This window comes from Halosimplex amylolyticum, from assembly GCF_051414035.1.
Classification (GTDB): Archaea; Halobacteriota; Halobacteria; order Halobacteriales; family Haloarculaceae; genus Halosimplex; species Halosimplex amylolyticum.
In genome coordinates this window covers 456,441-472,684 of the sequence record NZ_JBLKNW010000001.1, presented here as the reverse complement: position 1 = coordinate 472,684, position 16,244 = coordinate 456,441, and the positions used below count along the sequence as shown (strand labels likewise).

Here is a 16,244-nt window from a genome sequence, read left to right as displayed (position 1 = left end):
TCACATCACCTTCCCGCCGAAGGTATCGTCTTCTTCTTCGGCCGCGGTCGATTCGGACTCCCCGGCCAGGCGGGTGCGAACGCGCGGGTTGAACACGCGGTCGAGCCCCTGTCCGAGGAGGATCAGTGCCAGCGAGAGCAGGCCGATGGCGAGCATCGGCGCGAGCAGCCAGTGGGCCGCCTCCGGGGCGAACAGCGCGCCGCCGGAATAGGCTCGCTGGAGCGTGAGGCCCCAGTTGGTCTGCTGATAGGGCAACACGCCCAGGAAGAACAGGCCGACCGAGGCGAACACGACGTACCGCGCCGCGAACACGAAGTTGACCGTGATGTACGGCATCAGGTTGGGGATGACGTCTTTCCGGAGGATCCGGGGCGTCGACACCCCCATCGTGCGCGAGGCCTCGACGTAGCTCTCCTCGCGGATGGTCAGCACCTGCGAGCGCAGCGACCGGCCGAGCCCGGCCCAGTAGTTGATGTTGATGATGATCCCGACCAGGATGGGGTTCTGCGGGTTGAGCGTGAACGCGAGGATGATCACCAGCGGGAGGCCGGGGATCGCCATCACGAGGTCGGAGAAAGACATCAACACGCGGTCGATGGTGCCGCCCTTGTAGCCGGCGAGGGTGCCGATGGCGACGGCCAGGCCGGTCGCCCAGACGCCGCCGGCGAGGATCATCAGCAGCATCTCGTCGGTCGAGTGGATGATCAGCGCCGCGATGTCGACGCCGGAGTTCGTCGACCCCAGCGGGAACGACCAGTCCTGGAACGGTTGCATGTACCGTTCGGGCGCCTGGCTCGAGGTCGGCTCGCGCCACAGGCCAGCGACGGCGACGAACGCCATCAGCACGTAGACGCTCATCAGCAGGATGCCGATGCGGGTCCGCGTGTCGCTCCAGGCGACCACGGCGGGCTTGTAGATCTTCTCCTCGTAGAACTCCCGGGCGCGGTCGCTCCGAGTGACGTCCGGCGCGGAGGATTCGTCACTCGTCCACTCGACGCCGCCGACCGTTGAGTCCATCTCAGAACGCTTCATTGGACTCACCCGATTTGACCCGCGGGTCGATCTTGCCGTAGGTCAGGTCGGCGATGTAGACGCCGACGACCAGCGCGACCGTGATGACGAGGAACGTGCCCATCATCAGCGGGTAGTCGTTGCTGTTCAGCGCGTCGAACAGGTAGTAGCCGAGCCCCGTGTACGAGAAGATCTCTTCGAGGATGACCGTCCCGCCCAGGCGGAAGCCGAGCAGGAGCAGGAAGCCCGTGTACATCGGGAGCACGGCGTTCCGTGCCACGTACCGCGTGGCGATCCGGGTGTCGGCGATGCCGCGCAGTCGCGCGACGCGCACGTAATCCTTCCCGAGGATCTGGATACTGTTGCCCCGCATGGCGAGCATCTGGATCCCCGCTTCGGCGATCGTGTACGAGAGGATCGGCAGGAAGGCGTGCTGGAGCGCACTGACGAGGAATCCCACGGAGAGTCCCTCACCGCGATATTCGGCCCCGACCGTCCCCGCGGTCGGCGTGAGGCCCAGCTGGTAGCTCAGGACGTAGAGCAGCAGGATGGAGTACACGTAGAAGGGGATCGACATGACGCTGATCGACAGCACCGTCAGCGCGCGGTCGAAGCGCGACCCCTCCCAGTAGGCCTGCAAGGCGCCGAAGACGATCCCGAAACCGAACACGAGGACCGTCGAGACGCCGACGATGAAGACCGTCCACGGGGCGGCCTCGGCGAGGATCTCGGTCACCGGCTGCTGGTAGTGGATCGACTGTCCGAGGTTCCCCTGGAGGAACCCGCTCATGTAGTCGATGTACTGTTGCCACAGCGGTGCGTTCGGGTTGATGTTCTGCAGGGCCTCGATGCGCCCTTCGACTTCCTCGGGGGACATCCCCGACCGGAGGAGTTCGTTCCGCAGTTGCGTGTACGGTCCGCCCGGCAGCAGGCGGATCAACCCGAAGGTCAGCGTCGCCACCAGATAGATGGTGACGAACACTCTGGCTGTTCGTCTGAGGTAGTAATTGCTCATGGTTTATGGTTTGCAGTTACGCCAATAAAATTTATGTGGACGGTTGTGTGGACCGTCTATTTCGCCTGCAGTTCGCCCTGCCGCGGCAGCCAGTTGGCCGGCCACTTGATCTGGAGGATGTCCGAACCTTCCTCGGGGACGTTCCAGTCGTCGCTGGTCAGCCAGGACTGCTCGAGCTTCCCGACGACCGACAGGAAGGGCAGTTCCCGGTTGTTGTGCAGGGCCAGTTGCGTCACCTTCTCGGTGACCTCGGCCTCGTCGGTGGTCGTCGCGATGCTGCGGACGGCCTCACCCGGCGTGATCGTGAACTCGCCGTCCGGACCTTCGAGCGTGAACTCCTGGTCCGCGGGGTAGTTGTGCCCGCCGTTGAAGGCGCTCGCGAGCAGCTGGTGGCGCAGGACGAAGTACGGGAACGCCGACCGCGGCTGGCCGGGCGTCCACGGGCGCGCTCCCATGCCGAAGTTGCCCTCGACGAACGCGTTCGTCCAGTCACTGCCGGGCAGCGTGTTGACGGTCGCGTCGATCCCGAAGGAGCTGAGCTGGTCGACCACGGACTCGGTGGCCGTCGTCCAGTCGGTCCAGCCCGCCGGGGAGATGAACTCCACGGAGAGCGTCTCGCCGTCCTTCGACCACGAGCCGCCGACCTCGCCCTCGTAGCCGGCCTCGCGCAGGAGCTCGGCCGCCTTTTCGTTCTGCGAGGAGTCGACGCCGTAGCTTTCGAAGCTGTCCATCGAGTCGCCGACCCAGCGGTCGATGTCGTTGGGCGTGATGCCACAGGGGACGGAGGTCGCGACCTTCGTCCGCGGCCCGGCGTTGTCGACGATGGCCTGTCGGTTGACGACGTGTGCGACCGCCTGGCGGACCTCGCGCTGGCCGAAGTGCGGGTCGTCGTGGTTGAAACAGATCCCGTAGCCCCACTTGGCCGGCGGGTTCGCCTCGACGACGTGGTCCGGGAAGTTGTCGACGACTGGCGGGGGCGCGAACAGGCTGATGTGCACGTCGAGTTCCCCGCCGAGCAGTCCCTGATGGCCCTGCTCGTTCCCCTGCCGCTGGAGATACTGGTACTCGCTGAAGTTGATCCCGTCGGCGTCCGGGTGGTCGCCGAACCGGGTCAACGTCATCTGCTGGTTGTCCTTGTTGCCCAGTTGCCACGGACCGCTGCCGATGACCTCCTGGTCCTGTCCGTGCCACTTGAACTGCTGGACCCCTTCGGCGTCGCCCTCGAACTCGGAGAAGATCTCCGTCTTCGCATCGACGCGGAGCTGGGCGAGCTGGTGGAGCAGGATGTTCTGGTTGGTCTCGCCGGAGAGGTTGAGAACGACGGTCTTGTCGCCGTCCGCCTCCGTGCTCTCGACGAAGTCGGCCACGGGGTCGTTGACGAGGTTCAGCATCTGGAACTGCGTGACGATGTCCTCGGAGGTCACGTCGTCACCGTTCTGCCAGACCAGGTCCTCGCGGATGTTCAGGGTGACCGTCGTCCCGTCGATCGTGTAGTCGCTGATCGCGTAGGGGATGAACTCGCCGTTCGCGGCGTCGTACTTCATGTACTGGTCGAACACGTCCAGCGCCGCGTAGTCGGCCACGTTCTGGGTCGCATAGCGGTTGAAGTGGAGGTCCGACGGGACGCCGTTGTTGGTCGCGCCGACGAGCGTGACGTCCTTGACGTTGGTCGACCCACCGTCGCCGCTACCGTCACCGTCGCCGCCACCATCGCCATCGCCGCCACCGTCGCCGTCGCCGTCGCCGCCACCGTCGCCGTCACTGCCCCCGTCTCCGGGAGTGTCCGTACCGCCACCGCCACCACACCCCGCAAGCGCGGCAGCACCCGACACACCTGTCAGTTCGACGAACCGACGGCGGCTAATTACGTCTCTGTAGTCGCTGTTATCGCTTGCCATGACTCACTAAATTCCCTACATCCATAGTAAATAAATGTTGTGGATCAACCGGCCAAAAGGGCCCAGAATGTCACCCAACAGTCACCCAGAACTGTCCCACATCGGGCCGCGAACGGCCGGTCACTTCCAGGTGAAGCGCGCAGTACCGAGTCAGTTTTTGTGATAGTATATAAGTTTTTACCTCGGGCGCGGTCCGGCCGGATATCCCCGATCGAATGGGCGATCGAGTGACACGTGTCCGCCGTCCGGGTGACGACGCCGGCAGTAGCCCGCAGCAGTCGACTCGACGCGGTCGCTCGACCGGTCGGGCCCCGGCGGGAGTCGGTCCCGACTCACCGGCGCCGTCCCGCGGATCCGGCCGCCCTCCGATCGACAGCACCCCGAAATATTTTTATAGGTGACAGATATCCATCCGAGCATGCCAGAGAGTGGAGGGAGGGCCGAGTATCAACGCTCGGAGCTTCCGGTTTCGCGGCGCGTCGCCGATCTGTGCGACAGAATGACGCTCGAAGAGAAGGCCGGACAACTCGTCGGGACCTGGGCGGGGGAGATGCACCGCGAGCTCGACGTCGACGACGTCAAGGACCTGATCAGGGACAAGCACCTCGGCTGCGCGGCCCCATTCGGGTGGGGCGGTTCGGAAGGGACGGAAGTCGGCGAGATCGTCGACATCGTCAACGAACTCCAGCGGGTCGCGACGGAGGAGACCCGCCTCGGCATCCCGATTTTCTTCAACGTCGACGCGGTACACGGGCACGCGTACGTCGCGGACGCGACGGTGTTCCCCAACGGCCTCGGTGCGGCTGCGACGTGGGATCCCGCGGCCATCGAGGAGGGCGCCTCGATCACCGCGACGGAGATCGCCGCGACCGGCGCCCACCAGAACTACTCGCCGACCTGCGACGTGGGCAGGGACCCCCGCTGGGGCCGCGTCTTCGAGACGTTCGGCGAGAGCCCGCGCCTGGTCGCCGAGTTCGCCGCCGCCAAGGTCCGCGGCTACCAGGGTGACGGGCTGGAGGCCGACGACACGGTCGTCTCGACGGCCAAGCACTTCCCGGCCTACAGCGAGCCCGAGCGCGGCGAGGACGCCGCGCCCGTCGACGTCTCGGAGTACAAGCTCCGCAACACGTTCGTCCCGCCGTTCGAGGCCGCCCTCGACGCGGGCGTCGAGTCGGTGATGCCCTGCTACAACTCGATCAACGGCGAACCCGTCCACGGCTCGGCGCGCTGGCTCACCGACCTGCTGCGCGGCGACCTGGGGTTCGACGGCACCATCGTCTCCGACTGGGGCGGCGTCCGCCACCTCACCGACGACCACAAGACCGCGGCCGACCTCCGCGAAGCGACCTACGACGCACGGATCGCCGGCCTCGACGTCGCGTCGGTCGGGAACGACCTCGAAGCCGACGAACTGGTCGACCTCGTCGAGTCGGGCGACCTCGCCGAGTCGGTCCTCGACGCGAGCGTCGAGCGCGTCCTCGAACGCAAGTTCCGGATGGGGCTGTTCGAGGACCCCTACGTCGACAGGGACGAGGCCCTCGACACCGTCGGCGCCGCCGACCACCAGGAGGCCGCCCTGGAGGTCGTCCGCGACTCGCTCACCCTCTGCAAGAACGACGACTTCCTCCCCCTCTCGGGCGACGAGGACATCTTCGTCGGCGGCCCGAACGCCGACGACCTCGTCCACCAGGTGGGCGGCTGGAGCGTCGAGTCGGAGGAACACGTCGACGGGACGACCATCCTCGAAGCGATCCGCGCCCACGCCGACGGCGACGTGACGTACGAACAGGGGTCGAGTCTGCACGAACCGCTCGACGTCGACGCGGCCGCCGAACAGGCCGCCGACGCGGACGTGGCCGTCCTCGCGCTCGGCGAGGGCTGGTACCTCCACGAGTTCGGCGCCGGTGGCCCGCGCACCGAGACGGGGGAGTTCCCGACGCGCGAGCAGATCGACCTCCCCGACGCCCAGCAGGAACTGGTCGACGCCGTCGTCGCGACGGGGACGCCCGTCGTCGGCGTGCTCGTCACCGGCCGCCCGCTGGCCGTCGAGCGCCTCGACGAGCAGGCCGAGGCGGTCCTGCTGGCGTACTTCCCGGGGACGATGGGCGGCAAGGCCGTCGCCGAGACGCTCGTCGGCGAGAATGACCCGAGCGGTCGGCTCCCGATCACCGTCCCGCGCTCGGGCACGCAGGTCGACGTCCACCACGACTACCTCCACCAGCCGCACCCGATCGGCGACTCGGAGCATCCCGATTCGTACGACCCGCTCTACCCGTTCGGCCACGGCCTGACCTACACCGAGTTCGAGACCGGCCAGCCGTCCGTCGCCGAGGAGGTCCTCGGCCCCGGCGACACCGCCGAGGTCACGGTCACGGTCGAGAACGTGGGCGACCGCGCGGGCACCGAGGTCGTCCAGGTGTACAGCACGACCGAGTCGAAGTCTCTCGTCATGCCCGAACGGCGCCTGCAGGCCTTCGAGCGCGTCGACCTCGACGCCGGCGAGGAAGCGACCGTCACCGTGGACGTACCCGTCGAACAGTTCGGCGTCTACGCTCCCGGCGACGGTCACCGCATCGAGCCCGGCCACTACGACCTGGTGGTCGACGGCGAGGCCGTCACGGTCCGCGTCGACGGCGACTACGTGTAAGAACGAGCCGTTCGGTCCGCGCAAGCCGCTCGGTCCGAGCGGTCCTCTCGGTTTCTCTCAGGGGTCCGGTCGGGGAAGCGCCCGCTGCTCGCGGGGCGGCAGGAGGAAGTTCCCGCGGCGGCGGACGAAAATGTACTCGAGGATCCCGTTGTTGACGCGCTGGCGAACGGCGGGGTTGTCCGTGAGGTCGGTGCCGTTCATCGCCGAGCGCGTCGCGACGAAGTCGGAGATGCCTTCCTGGAGCGCGAGGAAGTGCAGGCCGGCCTCCCCGCCGTCGGTCGAGTCGAAGTCCCGGCGGAGGATGATCGGTGAGCCGTCCTCGCGGACGCGGGCGTTCTTCTGGGCGTGGCCGACGCGCCCGTACTCCCCGGCGTGGTCGTCGACGTTCTCGACGCACTCGCCGTCGACGCCGTTGTCGTTCCCGAGGTTCTTCCCGGTCCCCTCGACGCGCCCCTCGTCGGCGTGGACGGGACAGAACATCTCCGCGACGCGCTCGTCGTGGTCCTGCTCGCCGTACCAGTCGTCGAGGCGCAGGCGGATCTTCGAGACGTGCTGGGTGGTGCCACCGGCGAAGGGGCCATCGGAAATCGTCACGCGGTCCTCGCTGGCCTGGTTCTTCTCGAAGCCGGACTCGAAGCCCATGAACAGCGGCGCGTCGTCGGGGACGGACTCCGGGTCCGGGATCCCCTTCACGTCCGCGTTCTCTGCTGGTAGCCCGTCGCCGACGAACCCCGTTCGACGGGCGGGGCCGTCCCCGGTCAGCGACGCCTCGGCGAACACGCCGGCGAGATCCGTCTCCATCTCGACGCCGTTGACCTCGCTCCGATCGCCGAACAGGCCTTCCTCGGCGGCGAGCAGGGCCGAACCCCTGTCGCTGGCGAGGTGGACGACGGCGTCGGGATCGTCGGGCGCGGGGTCCTCGAACGTCGAGAGCGCCTCTGGCGCGGGCAGGTCGACGCTCTCGGGCAGCGCGGCGTCGAAGCGCTCGAAGTAGGCGGGCGAGTAGCCGACGGTGAACAGCAGCCCCTCGTTACTCCGGGCGAACGCGCGCTCCAGCGAGCGGAAGGCGGCCTCCGCCCGTTCGCGGCCGTCGTCCGTCGGTGCGCCGTCGCCGGCGTAGTCGAGGTACAGCAGGAGGTGATGTCGCGGCGGGAGGTGGTTGCCGTGCTCGTCGGTCGTGAGGGCGTCGTTCCACGCGTGCTGACGGGAGGGGCGGGTCGACGGGTCCGTCCCCGTCGGCGTCGCGGCGTCGCTCTCGCGGTCGAGACAGGCCGACAGCGCGGCCGATCCGCCGATGGCGACGGCGGCCTTGACGAACTCGCGCCGGGAGGGGTCGGGCGTGCGGGGGGCCATCACCGGCAGTAGGGGACCGCTGGGAAATGGACGTTGCGATTCCATCCATACGCTCGGCAGGCGGTCGGTCCGCGCACATCGGGCGACAGAGCGATCCGGACCGGAGACTACCGGCGGCGCGACCGTCCGACGGCGGCCAGCGCAAGCGCGACCCCCAGTGCGGCGAGCGCGACGCCGAACCCAGCGCCATCGGCTGCCGTTCCGGTCCCGGAGCCGTCCTCGTCCGGCGTCGAGTCACCGGTAGGTGCGTTCGTGCGCGAGTCGGTCGCGGTCCGGGTGGCCGGCGCAGTGGTCGACGGCGTCGGGGTCGCGGACTCGCCGGGCGCGGTCGTCACCGTCGGCGTGTTGATCACGGGGCCGTCGTCGGTCCCGTTGCCGGGCGCGACGGAGAGGTACGTCTCGACCGGTCGATCACCGGCGGTGATCGGCGGGTCTTCCGGCCCGAAGTCGCCGTCGCCGTCGTCCCGGTGGACGACGACCCGGACGCGGAACGGCCGCTCGTGCTCGGCGACGAACGATTCGTCGAGCGGGACGGAGACGTTTCGGTGGGTGCCAGCCGCGAGCGAGCGCGACCCGATACTGTCGTTCGTGCCGACCGGCCGGACGACGACGTGGCCGGCCGCGGGGAGGTCGACCTGCCGGACCGTGAGCGCCCCGTCTGTCAGCGGTAACGGGTCGAAGGTCGTCGCGAGGACCCGCGCCTGGCCCGACGCCGCTCGTTCGACGGTGATGCGCGTGCTCGCCGCCGGGTTGCGGGTCACCATCGACAGGTCAGTCCCGTACTCGAACTCCCCGTTGCCGTTGGTGTCGTCGTGCAACACCGCCCACAGCGTCCGGTCGCCGTCCCACTCGTCCCACGTCGCGGGGTCGATCCGGACCGGGACGCTCGTCAGGAAGGTCAGGTTCGGCGTCCGCGCGACGCTGGTACTACCGACCGGCTCGCCCGGCCTCCCCCCGTCGTCGGCGCGGAGGACGACGAACCCGGGCGTCAGCGCCGACACCGTCTCGACGACGACGGTCCCGTCGCTGGTCACCTGCGAGTCCGCGGCGACGTGGTTCCCGTGCGCGGACACCGTCGCCACCGCGAGGGGCGTCGCCAGGACGACGGCCACCGTGACGACGACTACGGCCCGGTAGGAGACGCGTCCCGCCATGTCAGGCGGTGATCGTCGCCGGTTCCATCTGCAGGAACGCCCGTTCGTACCCCTCGTGGCGAGCGAGCTGGGGCGGGGTGGTCACGGAGACGGTGATCTCGTCGCCCGACTGCGGCGCCTCGGCCAGGGCCGTGCCGTAGTGATACCCGAGGTCCGGGTCGAGGGTCCGCCGGAGGTCCCCCTCGAACACCGTCTCGCCGCCCCGCGTCACGGTCGCCGACAGCCCCATCGCGGGCAGGACCAGCCGGTTGTACGGCGTCCGGGCCGAGACCGCCAGGTAGGGGTCGCCGTCGGTGAATCGGCTCGCGGCGTCGGCGGGCAGGCCCGTCGCGACGAGTTTCGCGTCGTCGCTGCGACCGGTGCCGAGGACGGTTCCCGGGAGGTCGTCGGGTTCGGGTGCGCGGGGCTGCGGTAGCTCGCCCATCTCCATGGGGGCGAGCGCCCCGCGCTTGCCTGCTTCGTCGAGCTGTTCGGTCTTCAGCTGTTCGCGAACCTGCTTGGACCACTCGAACGAGATATCGGCTCGCTCGCCGTCGCCGAAGCGGTCCGCGAACGCGCCGGTCGTTCGCGCGCTCACGCCGCCGACGCTGATCCGGGCGGTGTAGGTCCCGTCGCCGTCGAGTCCGAAGTTCGCCCCGTAGTGAAACCCCATCCGCTGGGAGAGCATCGGGTAGATGACCTCCTGGGAGACCAGGTCGCCGTCGCGGGCGATCTCGACCGAGAGGTTCGAGTCGGGCAGGACCGTCCGCGTCTCGGGGTCCCAGACCGCTGCCATCAGGTGGACGTCGTCGCCGTCGCGGATCGCCGTCACGGATCGCTCGGTGAGGGAGACCGTCCAGAAACGGTGGGGGACTGCGACCAGCAGGGCGAAACGGTAGTCGCCAGCCGTCGCCGTCCCCGGCATCACCATCGTCTCGCGGAACGACTGGACGTAGACGCCGCCCGGGCCCTCGGGCGTCGCCGTCGGCGACGCCGTGGGACTCGACGTCGGCGGCTCGTCGTTCGGGGACGCGGTCGGGTCGGGCGTCGATCCGTTCGCTGGGGTGGCCGTCGAGTCGGTCCCGCCGCCGTCACCGAGACAGCCGGCGAGTCCGAGCGCCGCGGCGCCCGTCGCGGAGTGGAGGAAGCTCCGTCGGTTCATCGCCGGAGGGTTGGGCCATGCGGCGGTTAACGGTTCTGGTACTCTCGTCGACACGTGGCGCCGCGATCCCGTCCCGAGACGGTGCCACCCACGGAAGACGGAGCCACTTCGATTCCGCGCAGACCGCCTGCCAGCACCCCTCACTGCGAATTTAAGTGTCCACGGGACGTGATAGACGTATGGTATTCGAGAACGTCACCCTGTTCGAAGTACACCTCGACGACGCGCAGTTCGGCCCCCGAGACGGGCGATCCGGCGACGACAGCCGGAGCGAATCGGTCGCCGTCGAGCGAAGCGACGCCGGCGAGCCAGAGGTCGGGACAGATAGCGGCGGCGAAGCGTCCGCGGACGCGGAGGGTAGCGGCCGCGGCCGATTCGCGAAACTGGCGGTCGCGAGCGTGGTGGTCTCGGTCGTCGCGACGGTCGTCGCCAGGCGGCTTGCGGGGCGCGGGGACGACTCCGAGTTCGACGAACGAGGCGGAGACGAATTCGAATCGGGCCAGTACGGGGCCGAGACGGCGGACGAGACCGAACCCGTCGCGGGTCCCTCGGGCGCCGGCGACGACTGATCCGGTCGGTGAAATTCGCATTTTAGTTTTAGGTGTCGTTATGTCCGGGCCGTCCCTCGGTCGACGTGCGGTCGGCGCGCGCCCTCCACATGGCGCTTGCCGTCCGCGTGCCCGACAACCCCACCCGCGACCCGACACCGGGCCGGCAGTGCCGCGCTGCTGGTGCCAGGCTGTCCCGTCTCCGACGGGGCAGTCGCCATCTTCACTCGGCCGGGCCTGTCACCCGCGGGCTCGGCCATCCGTTCTTATCGCCCACCGCGCTCTCGCCGCCCGCGGGCCACTCACAGCCCGCAGTACTTATCCGCGGCTGCCCGACAGACGTACGTAATGGACTCCCAGCGGTCGGTCGTGCTCGCCGTCATCGTCAGCACGTTCTTCGTCGGCATCGGCGGCGGCGTCGTCTTCCCGATCCTGCCGAACCTCGGGGCCGTCCTGGGCATCTCGCCGTTCCTCGTCGGCCTCATCCTCAGCGCGAACCGGTTCACGCGCATCCTCGCGAACGCGCCCGCGGGCTCGCTGGTCGACCGGATCGGGACTCGCACGCCGTTCGTCGCCGGCCTCCTCGTCGAAGGAGTCGCCACGCTGGGATACGTGGTCGCGCTCGCGGCCCCGTTCCCGGAACTGTGGTTCCTCCTCGCCCGCGTCCTCTGGGGGATCGGGAGCGCACTCGTGTTCGCGACCGCCTACACCATCGCCGCCGACGTCAGCGACGGCGGCGACCGCGGGACGAACATGGGCGTCGTCCGCGGCGGCATCACGCTCGGCTTCCCCGCCGGCCTCGTGATGGGCGGCGTCCTGAGCGACGCCTACTCCGTCCTGGCCGCCTTCGTCGCCGCCGCGGCCGTCGCGCTCCTCGCGAGCCTCCTCGCGTACGGCACCGTCCCCGAGACCCACGTCTCCGGCGAGCGAACCGCCGTCAGGCCCTGGGAGATCGACACCGCCCTGCCGACGCTGACCGTCGGCTTCGTCAACTTCGGCCTCTTTTTCGCCTACCTGGGCGCGCTGTTCGCGACGCTCGTCCTCTTCGTCGAGGCGAAGGGCCTCAGCGTCTGGGGCTACGGGCCGCAGGGCATGTCCGGACTGCTCATGGCCGTGACCGTCCTCGCGGCCGCCGCCTTCACCTTCGCGGGCGGGAAGGCGAGCGACGTCTTCGGCGCGCGCGTCCCGACGCTGCTCGCCTTTCTGGTCGTCTCCTTCGCGGGCTTTCTCCTGCTCGCGCGCGCCCAGTCCCTCGAAACGCTCCTCGCCGCCTGCGTCCTCATCGGTACCGGTCAGGGCGGGACCAGCGGCCCGCTCATCGCCCTGCTCGCCGACCTCACGCCGAACGAACGCACCGGTCGCGCGATGGCGACGAACAACGTCCTCGGCGACCTCGGCGGCGGCCTCGGGCCGATGGTTTCGCTCCCCGTCGTCGAGTCGATCGGATTCTCGCCCGTCTACGCCGCCTGCGCCGTGATACCGCTTCTCGCGGGCGCGCTCCTGGTCGTCGGCATCTACTCCCAGACCGGCCGCGTCAACCCGCAGACGGCGAGCCTCTCCGACGACTAAGTAACAGTTGACAATACTGATTGGAGAAGATATAGTACTGGATTCGTTCCTGTATTACGATACTATTACCGATCGGCTGCGACTCGTCTGCTGTTCGTCCTTGACTCACGCCTTCATCAGCTGTTCTGCCGATTTGTGGATCGGGAGTGGTGGACGATCCGGCGGACTCGGTTTCGGAATACGTATCCGGTACGTGCGGATAATTGCGCCTTTGAAACGCTTACCGACACGTTCGGGGCGAGGCCGCGATCTCTGTCCGTTCGACATACGTAATATATTCAAATATATAAGATAGAAAATAGAATAATCGTTCTCACGGTCGGATGGAGATCGAGTCGGTTATCCGTGGGCACCGGTGAGGGTGGGTGTGACCTCCACTGACTCCGACGACCGGGCCGCGCCGGACCCCCTGACGACAGACGCCTATCACGTCACCGTCGACGACGGCCGCGATTCGTTCTTCGCCCTGAGCATCGAGCGCGAGGACAGCGAGACCGCGTGGCTGATGTCCGACACCGTCGTCTCGCTCAGCGAGATGCGGTAACGTCCGTCGTTTCGCATCCCGCGCCCCACGTTCGCATCCCGCGCCCCGCGGCGCCCCGCGCTCCGTCGCTGCGCGCACGACGCCCCGTCGTTCTCGTCGATCACGTACCCCTCACTCGCCGCCGGACCAGTGCCTGTTCCGGCCGGTTCGAGCGGTGGTGCGGCGCGTCCACCGCGACCGATCCCCGCGCTCTTAAGATTGGGCCGGCCACATGGGGTAATATGCCCACACAACGGACGCTCGACGAGTTGCTGCCGACGGTCGCCGAGTACACCCTCGACCTCGACTTCGAGGAGTTCATCCAGGGGGAACGGCCGATGGTTCTCCGCGGACTGCTGGCGACCGACGACGACGAACACACCGAGATCGCGGAGGAGTACGTCGACAAGGCGGTCCGCTCGCAGTCGACCAAGGGCCAGCTGGCGTACGGCTCCATCGACGTCGTCCCCGAGTGGGACGAACACCGGATCTTCCGTCCCGTCCCGGACGCCGGCGCGTTCGGCTACCTCGTGCTCGACGTCTACGAGGACGACGGTCCCGAGTACTTCCTCGACGCCGCCCGGCGCCAGTTCGAGTACTTCCACGAGGGCGCCCCCCGGAGCGAGGCCGGCGGTATCTCCCACCACATCGACGACATCGAACTCTGGATCGACGCCGTCTACATGATGTGCCCGTTCATGGCTCGCTACGGCCAACTGACCGACACCCCCGAGGCTATCGAGGAAGCCGTCGACCAGATCCTCGTCCACCACGACCACCTCGTCGACCCCAAGAGCGATCTCTACCGCCACATCTGGCGCGAGACGCCCGACAGCTACCCAGACGGCTCGCTGTGGCTGCGGGGCAACGGCTGGATGGCCAACGGCATCCTCGACACCCTCGACTACGTCCCCGAGGACTACCCCGAGCGGGATCGGCTGGAGGAGATCGTCACCGACCACCTCCTGAGCATGGCGGAGTACCAGGACCGTAGCGGCTTCTGGCACCACCTCATCGACGACCCGTCGATGTACCTGGAAACGTCGGGCACGATGCAGTACGCGTACGCCTTCACCGAGGCCGTCGAACGCGGCCTGCTCGACGAGGAGTACGAGGAGGTCGCCGAGAAGGCCATGAGCGCGGCGAAGACCGCCGTGACCGACGACGGTGCGGTCCAGCGCAACGCCGCGATGCCCGGCGGGCCCGAGGCTCCTCAGGCAGTCAACCTCTACGGCCAGGGCTGGTTCCTGATCTCGGGAACGCGGCTCCGCGAGGCCGGGATCGGCGACTGATCGCCGGAGACCGGGTCTTTCTCGCAGTTTCGCGGTCAGTTCGTGGCGCGGCCCGAGCGTCGGCGTCCGCGCTGACCGACGGCGGCGAAACAGAAACGGATACGGCACTGACCCCACAGTAGCACGTAGAGATGCCGTACCTCTTCGTTCACTTCAGGGAGAAGCGGACGCCGGACGGTGAGCAGGTCTACTTCGGGATCAGCGAAGACGGGTTCCACTGGGAGGCGGTGAACGACGGCGATCCCGTCCTCTGGAGCTACAGAGGCGACAAGGGCGTGCGGGACTGCACGATCACCCGGACGGCCGACGGCCGGTTCGTGATCATGGGGACGGACCTCAGTCTCGCCTACGGGATGCCCAACCAGTACGACGGGTCGTGGGAGGAGATCACCCGCAACGGGAGCGACGCGCTGGTGCTGTGGGAGTCCGAGGACCTGGTCGAGTGGTCCGACCAGCGGATGGTCGAACTCGGCGACGGGCAGTTCGGCTGCCTCTGGGCGCCCGATATCACCTACGACGGCCAGAACGACGAGTACGTCGTCCACTGGTCGTCATCCCACCGTCGTGACGACTACGAGGACAAGGCGATCTACTGCGCGACGACCGAGTCGTTCGAGACCTTCTCCGAACCCGAACTACTCTACCGGAAACCGGACAGCGGCGTCATCGACTCCGCCATGTACGAGGAAGACGGCTCTTACTACTGTTTCTGCAAGAGCGAGGCGAACCCCGCCGGGATCGTTCTGCTGAAGAGCGAGCGGCCCACCGGCCCGTTCACCCGGGTGGACGTGTTCGACCGGACCATGGAGGGGCTGGAGGGCGGACGGTACGAGGCACCGACCGCCTTCCTGCTCGACGACGGGCGGTGGTGTCTGTTCCTGGACTACTTCGGCGGTCGCCCGGAGACGCAGGGGTACGTCCCGTTCGTCGCGGACTCGCTGGAGTCGGCGTTCGAGCGCGCAGACGAGGAGTTCGCGTTCCCCTACGGGTTCAAACACGGGACGGTGCTGCCGATCACGGCCGAGGAGTACGAGCGCCTGCAGGCCTACGAGAAAGAGCCCTCCGAGCGGTAGGCCGCGGGTCGGCTCACGCGGTAGTTACAACTCGGCGCGCAGGGCCTCGTTCATCACGTCGACGGGCGCGTCCTCGCCGGTCCAGGTCTCGAAGGCGTCGACGCCCTGGAACAGCAGCATCCACGCGCCGTCGATGGTCTCGGCGCCGGCCGCGGCCGCGTCGCCGAGGAAGCGGGTTTCGAGCGGCTTGTACACCGCGTCGAAGGCCACGCAGTCCCCGTGCCAGGCGTCGGCGGGCGCGACCGACTCGTCGGACTCCAGCCCGACGCTGGTGGCGTTGGCGACGACGTCGGCGTCCGCCATCAGGTCCGGCAGTTCGTCGAGGCCGTGGCCCGTCGCGCCGGGTACCTCCTCGGCGAGGTCGTGGGCCTTCGACGCGGTCCGGTTCGCGACCGCCACGTCCGCACCGGCTTCCTCGAACCCGAACGCGAGCGCGCGGGCGGCACCGCCGGCACCGACCACCACGGCGTTGGTCCCGGCGAGTTCCACGTCGTGGTGCTCGAACGCGCGGAGCGTCCCCGTCATGTCGGTGTTGTACCCGATCGGGCCGTCGTCGGTGAAGTCGATCGTGTTGACCGCACCGACGCGCCGGACGGACTCCTCGGGTTCGACGAACTCGAAGGCGTCGTGCTTGAACGGCAGCGTGACGGTCAACCCGTCGATTCCCAGCGCCTCGGCGCCGCGGAACGCCTCCTCGATGCGGTCGGGGTCGGCCTCGAAGGTGACGTACTTCGCGTCGATGCCCAGTTCGTCGAACGCGGCCTGGTGCATCGGCGGCGACAGCGAGTGCTCGACCGGATTACCGATGATACCGTATACGTCCATAGGCGTGTCGTCGCCGGGGCGGGTAAAAAACGATCACGGTTCGGTCCCCCCGAACCCCGGGTGACCGACCAGGTCTCCCGACGGGCCGGCCCGGTCCCCGACGGGCCGCTACCTGACGTGAACTGAGTCACCAGCGGGAGTGACGTCGACGGGCCTGCGCGCGGTCGTCCGGTTTGGTCGCTCGTACCGCTCGGC

General features: G+C 68.3%; 13 protein-coding genes. 6 read left to right on the top strand and 7 right to left on the bottom strand.

Translation table 11 applies throughout. The annotated features are described in order from the left end of the window. From ACMGFE_RS02210 to ACMGFE_RS02200, 3 genes are read right to left on the bottom strand one after another with little or no spacing between them, the layout of a single operon-like run. On the bottom strand, positions 1 to 1,032 hold the full coding sequence (locus ACMGFE_RS02210) for an ABC transporter permease (RefSeq protein ID WP_436923404.1): 1,032 nt from the start codon (positions 1,030 to 1,032) through the stop codon (positions 1 to 3). Next, complete coding sequence (locus ACMGFE_RS02205) at positions 1,019 to 2,026, bottom strand: ABC transporter permease (protein WP_436923402.1); 1,008 nt, start codon at positions 2,024 to 2,026, stop codon at positions 1,019 to 1,021. Before ACMGFE_RS02205 ends, ACMGFE_RS02210 begins: the two co-directional genes overlap by 14 nt. Positions 2,027 to 2,082: 56 nt before the next feature. Continuing rightward, positions 2,083 to 3,924, bottom strand: coding sequence for an ABC transporter substrate-binding protein (locus ACMGFE_RS02200; RefSeq protein ID WP_436923400.1), 1,842 nt, complete (start codon positions 3,922 to 3,924; stop codon positions 2,083 to 2,085). Positions 3,925 to 4,342: 418 nt separating this feature from the next. On the opposite strand from ACMGFE_RS02200, the gene ACMGFE_RS02195 reads away from it, so the two are divergent. Then, positions 4,343 to 6,571 (top strand): glycoside hydrolase family 3 N-terminal domain-containing protein, encoded by a 2,229-nt coding sequence (locus ACMGFE_RS02195; RefSeq protein WP_436923398.1) that lies wholly within the window; start codon positions 4,343 to 4,345, stop codon positions 6,569 to 6,571. A gap of 57 nt (positions 6,572 to 6,628) precedes the next feature. Here the strand turns inward: ACMGFE_RS02195 and ACMGFE_RS02190 are convergent, their stop codons facing one another. From ACMGFE_RS02190 to ACMGFE_RS02180, 3 genes are all read right to left on the bottom strand, one after another. Then, the gene (locus ACMGFE_RS02190; protein WP_436923396.1) at positions 6,629 to 7,924 is read right to left on the bottom strand and encodes a DUF7405 family protein; all 1,296 of its coding nucleotides are present in this window, start codon (positions 7,922 to 7,924) and stop codon (positions 6,629 to 6,631) included. Between the two features lie 107 nt (positions 7,925 to 8,031). Further along, positions 8,032 to 9,078, bottom strand: coding sequence for a DUF7282 domain-containing protein (locus tag ACMGFE_RS02185; RefSeq protein ID WP_436923395.1), 1,047 nt, complete (start codon positions 9,076 to 9,078; stop codon positions 8,032 to 8,034). 1 nt (position 9,079) lies between these two features. Further along, positions 9,080 to 10,219: a DUF7350 domain-containing protein gene (locus ACMGFE_RS02180; RefSeq protein WP_436923393.1), complete on the bottom strand. Its 1,140-nt coding sequence runs from the start codon at positions 10,217 to 10,219 to the stop codon at positions 9,080 to 9,082. Positions 10,220 to 10,398: 179 nt separating this feature from the next. Here ACMGFE_RS02180 and ACMGFE_RS02175 point away from each other — a divergent pair, with 179 nt between their 5' ends. The 5 genes from ACMGFE_RS02175 (at position 10,399) to ACMGFE_RS02155 (ending at position 15,224) form a co-directional block, all read left to right on the top strand. After that, positions 10,399 to 10,788, top strand: a complete 390-nt coding sequence (locus tag ACMGFE_RS02175) for a hypothetical protein (protein ID WP_436923391.1) — start codon at positions 10,399 to 10,401, stop codon at positions 10,786 to 10,788. A 327-nt stretch (positions 10,789 to 11,115) separates the two neighbouring features. After that, entirely contained in the window at positions 11,116 to 12,336 is a 1,221-nt protein-coding gene (locus tag ACMGFE_RS02170) for an MFS transporter (RefSeq protein WP_436923390.1), read from the top strand. 367 nt (positions 12,337 to 12,703) lie between these two features. Beyond that, complete coding sequence (locus ACMGFE_RS02165; protein WP_436923389.1) at positions 12,704 to 12,880, top strand: hypothetical protein; 177 nt, start codon at positions 12,704 to 12,706, stop codon at positions 12,878 to 12,880. A 221-nt stretch (positions 12,881 to 13,101) separates the two neighbouring features. Beyond that, entirely contained in the window at positions 13,102 to 14,151 is a 1,050-nt protein-coding gene (locus ACMGFE_RS02160; protein WP_436923388.1) for a glycoside hydrolase family 88/105 protein, read from the top strand. A gap of 131 nt (positions 14,152 to 14,282) precedes the next feature. Next, entirely contained in the window at positions 14,283 to 15,224 is a 942-nt protein-coding gene (locus ACMGFE_RS02155; RefSeq protein WP_436923386.1) for a glycoside hydrolase family 43 protein, read from the top strand. A gap of 24 nt (positions 15,225 to 15,248) precedes the next feature. Here the strand turns inward: ACMGFE_RS02155 and aroE are convergent, their stop codons facing one another. Further along, positions 15,249 to 16,049, bottom strand: coding sequence for a shikimate dehydrogenase (aroE, locus tag ACMGFE_RS02150; protein WP_436923385.1), 801 nt, complete (start codon positions 16,047 to 16,049; stop codon positions 15,249 to 15,251). Between the last annotated feature and the right edge of the window lie 195 nt (positions 16,050 to 16,244).

Excerpts from the sequence above, each read along its gene's own strand:
- ACMGFE_RS02210 (WP_436923404.1), bottom strand. The coding sequence starts at position 1,032 with ATGAAGCGTTCTGAGATGGACTCAACGGTCGGCGGCGTCGAGTGGACG.
- ACMGFE_RS02205 (WP_436923402.1), bottom strand. The coding sequence starts at position 2,026 with ATGAGCAATTACTACCTCAGACGAACAGCCAGAGTGTTCGTCACCATC.
- ACMGFE_RS02200 (WP_436923400.1), bottom strand. The coding sequence starts at position 3,924 with ATGGCAAGCGATAACAGCGACTACAGAGACGTAATTAGCCGCCGTCGG.
- ACMGFE_RS02195 (WP_436923398.1), top strand. The coding sequence starts at position 4,343 with ATGCCAGAGAGTGGAGGGAGGGCCGAGTATCAACGCTCGGAGCTTCCG.
- ACMGFE_RS02190 (WP_436923396.1), bottom strand. The coding sequence starts at position 7,924 with ATGGCCCCCCGCACGCCCGACCCCTCCCGGCGCGAGTTCGTCAAGGCC.
- ACMGFE_RS02185 (WP_436923395.1), bottom strand. The coding sequence starts at position 9,078 with ATGGCGGGACGCGTCTCCTACCGGGCCGTAGTCGTCGTCACGGTGGCC.
- ACMGFE_RS02180 (WP_436923393.1), bottom strand. The coding sequence starts at position 10,219 with ATGAACCGACGGAGCTTCCTCCACTCCGCGACGGGCGCCGCGGCGCTC.
- ACMGFE_RS02175 (WP_436923391.1), top strand. The coding sequence starts at position 10,399 with ATGGTATTCGAGAACGTCACCCTGTTCGAAGTACACCTCGACGACGCG.
- ACMGFE_RS02170 (WP_436923390.1), top strand. The coding sequence starts at position 11,116 with ATGGACTCCCAGCGGTCGGTCGTGCTCGCCGTCATCGTCAGCACGTTC.
- ACMGFE_RS02160 (WP_436923388.1), top strand. The coding sequence starts at position 13,102 with ATGCCCACACAACGGACGCTCGACGAGTTGCTGCCGACGGTCGCCGAG.
- ACMGFE_RS02155 (WP_436923386.1), top strand. The coding sequence starts at position 14,283 with ATGCCGTACCTCTTCGTTCACTTCAGGGAGAAGCGGACGCCGGACGGT.
- aroE (WP_436923385.1), bottom strand. The coding sequence starts at position 16,049 with ATGGACGTATACGGTATCATCGGTAATCCGGTCGAGCACTCGCTGTCG.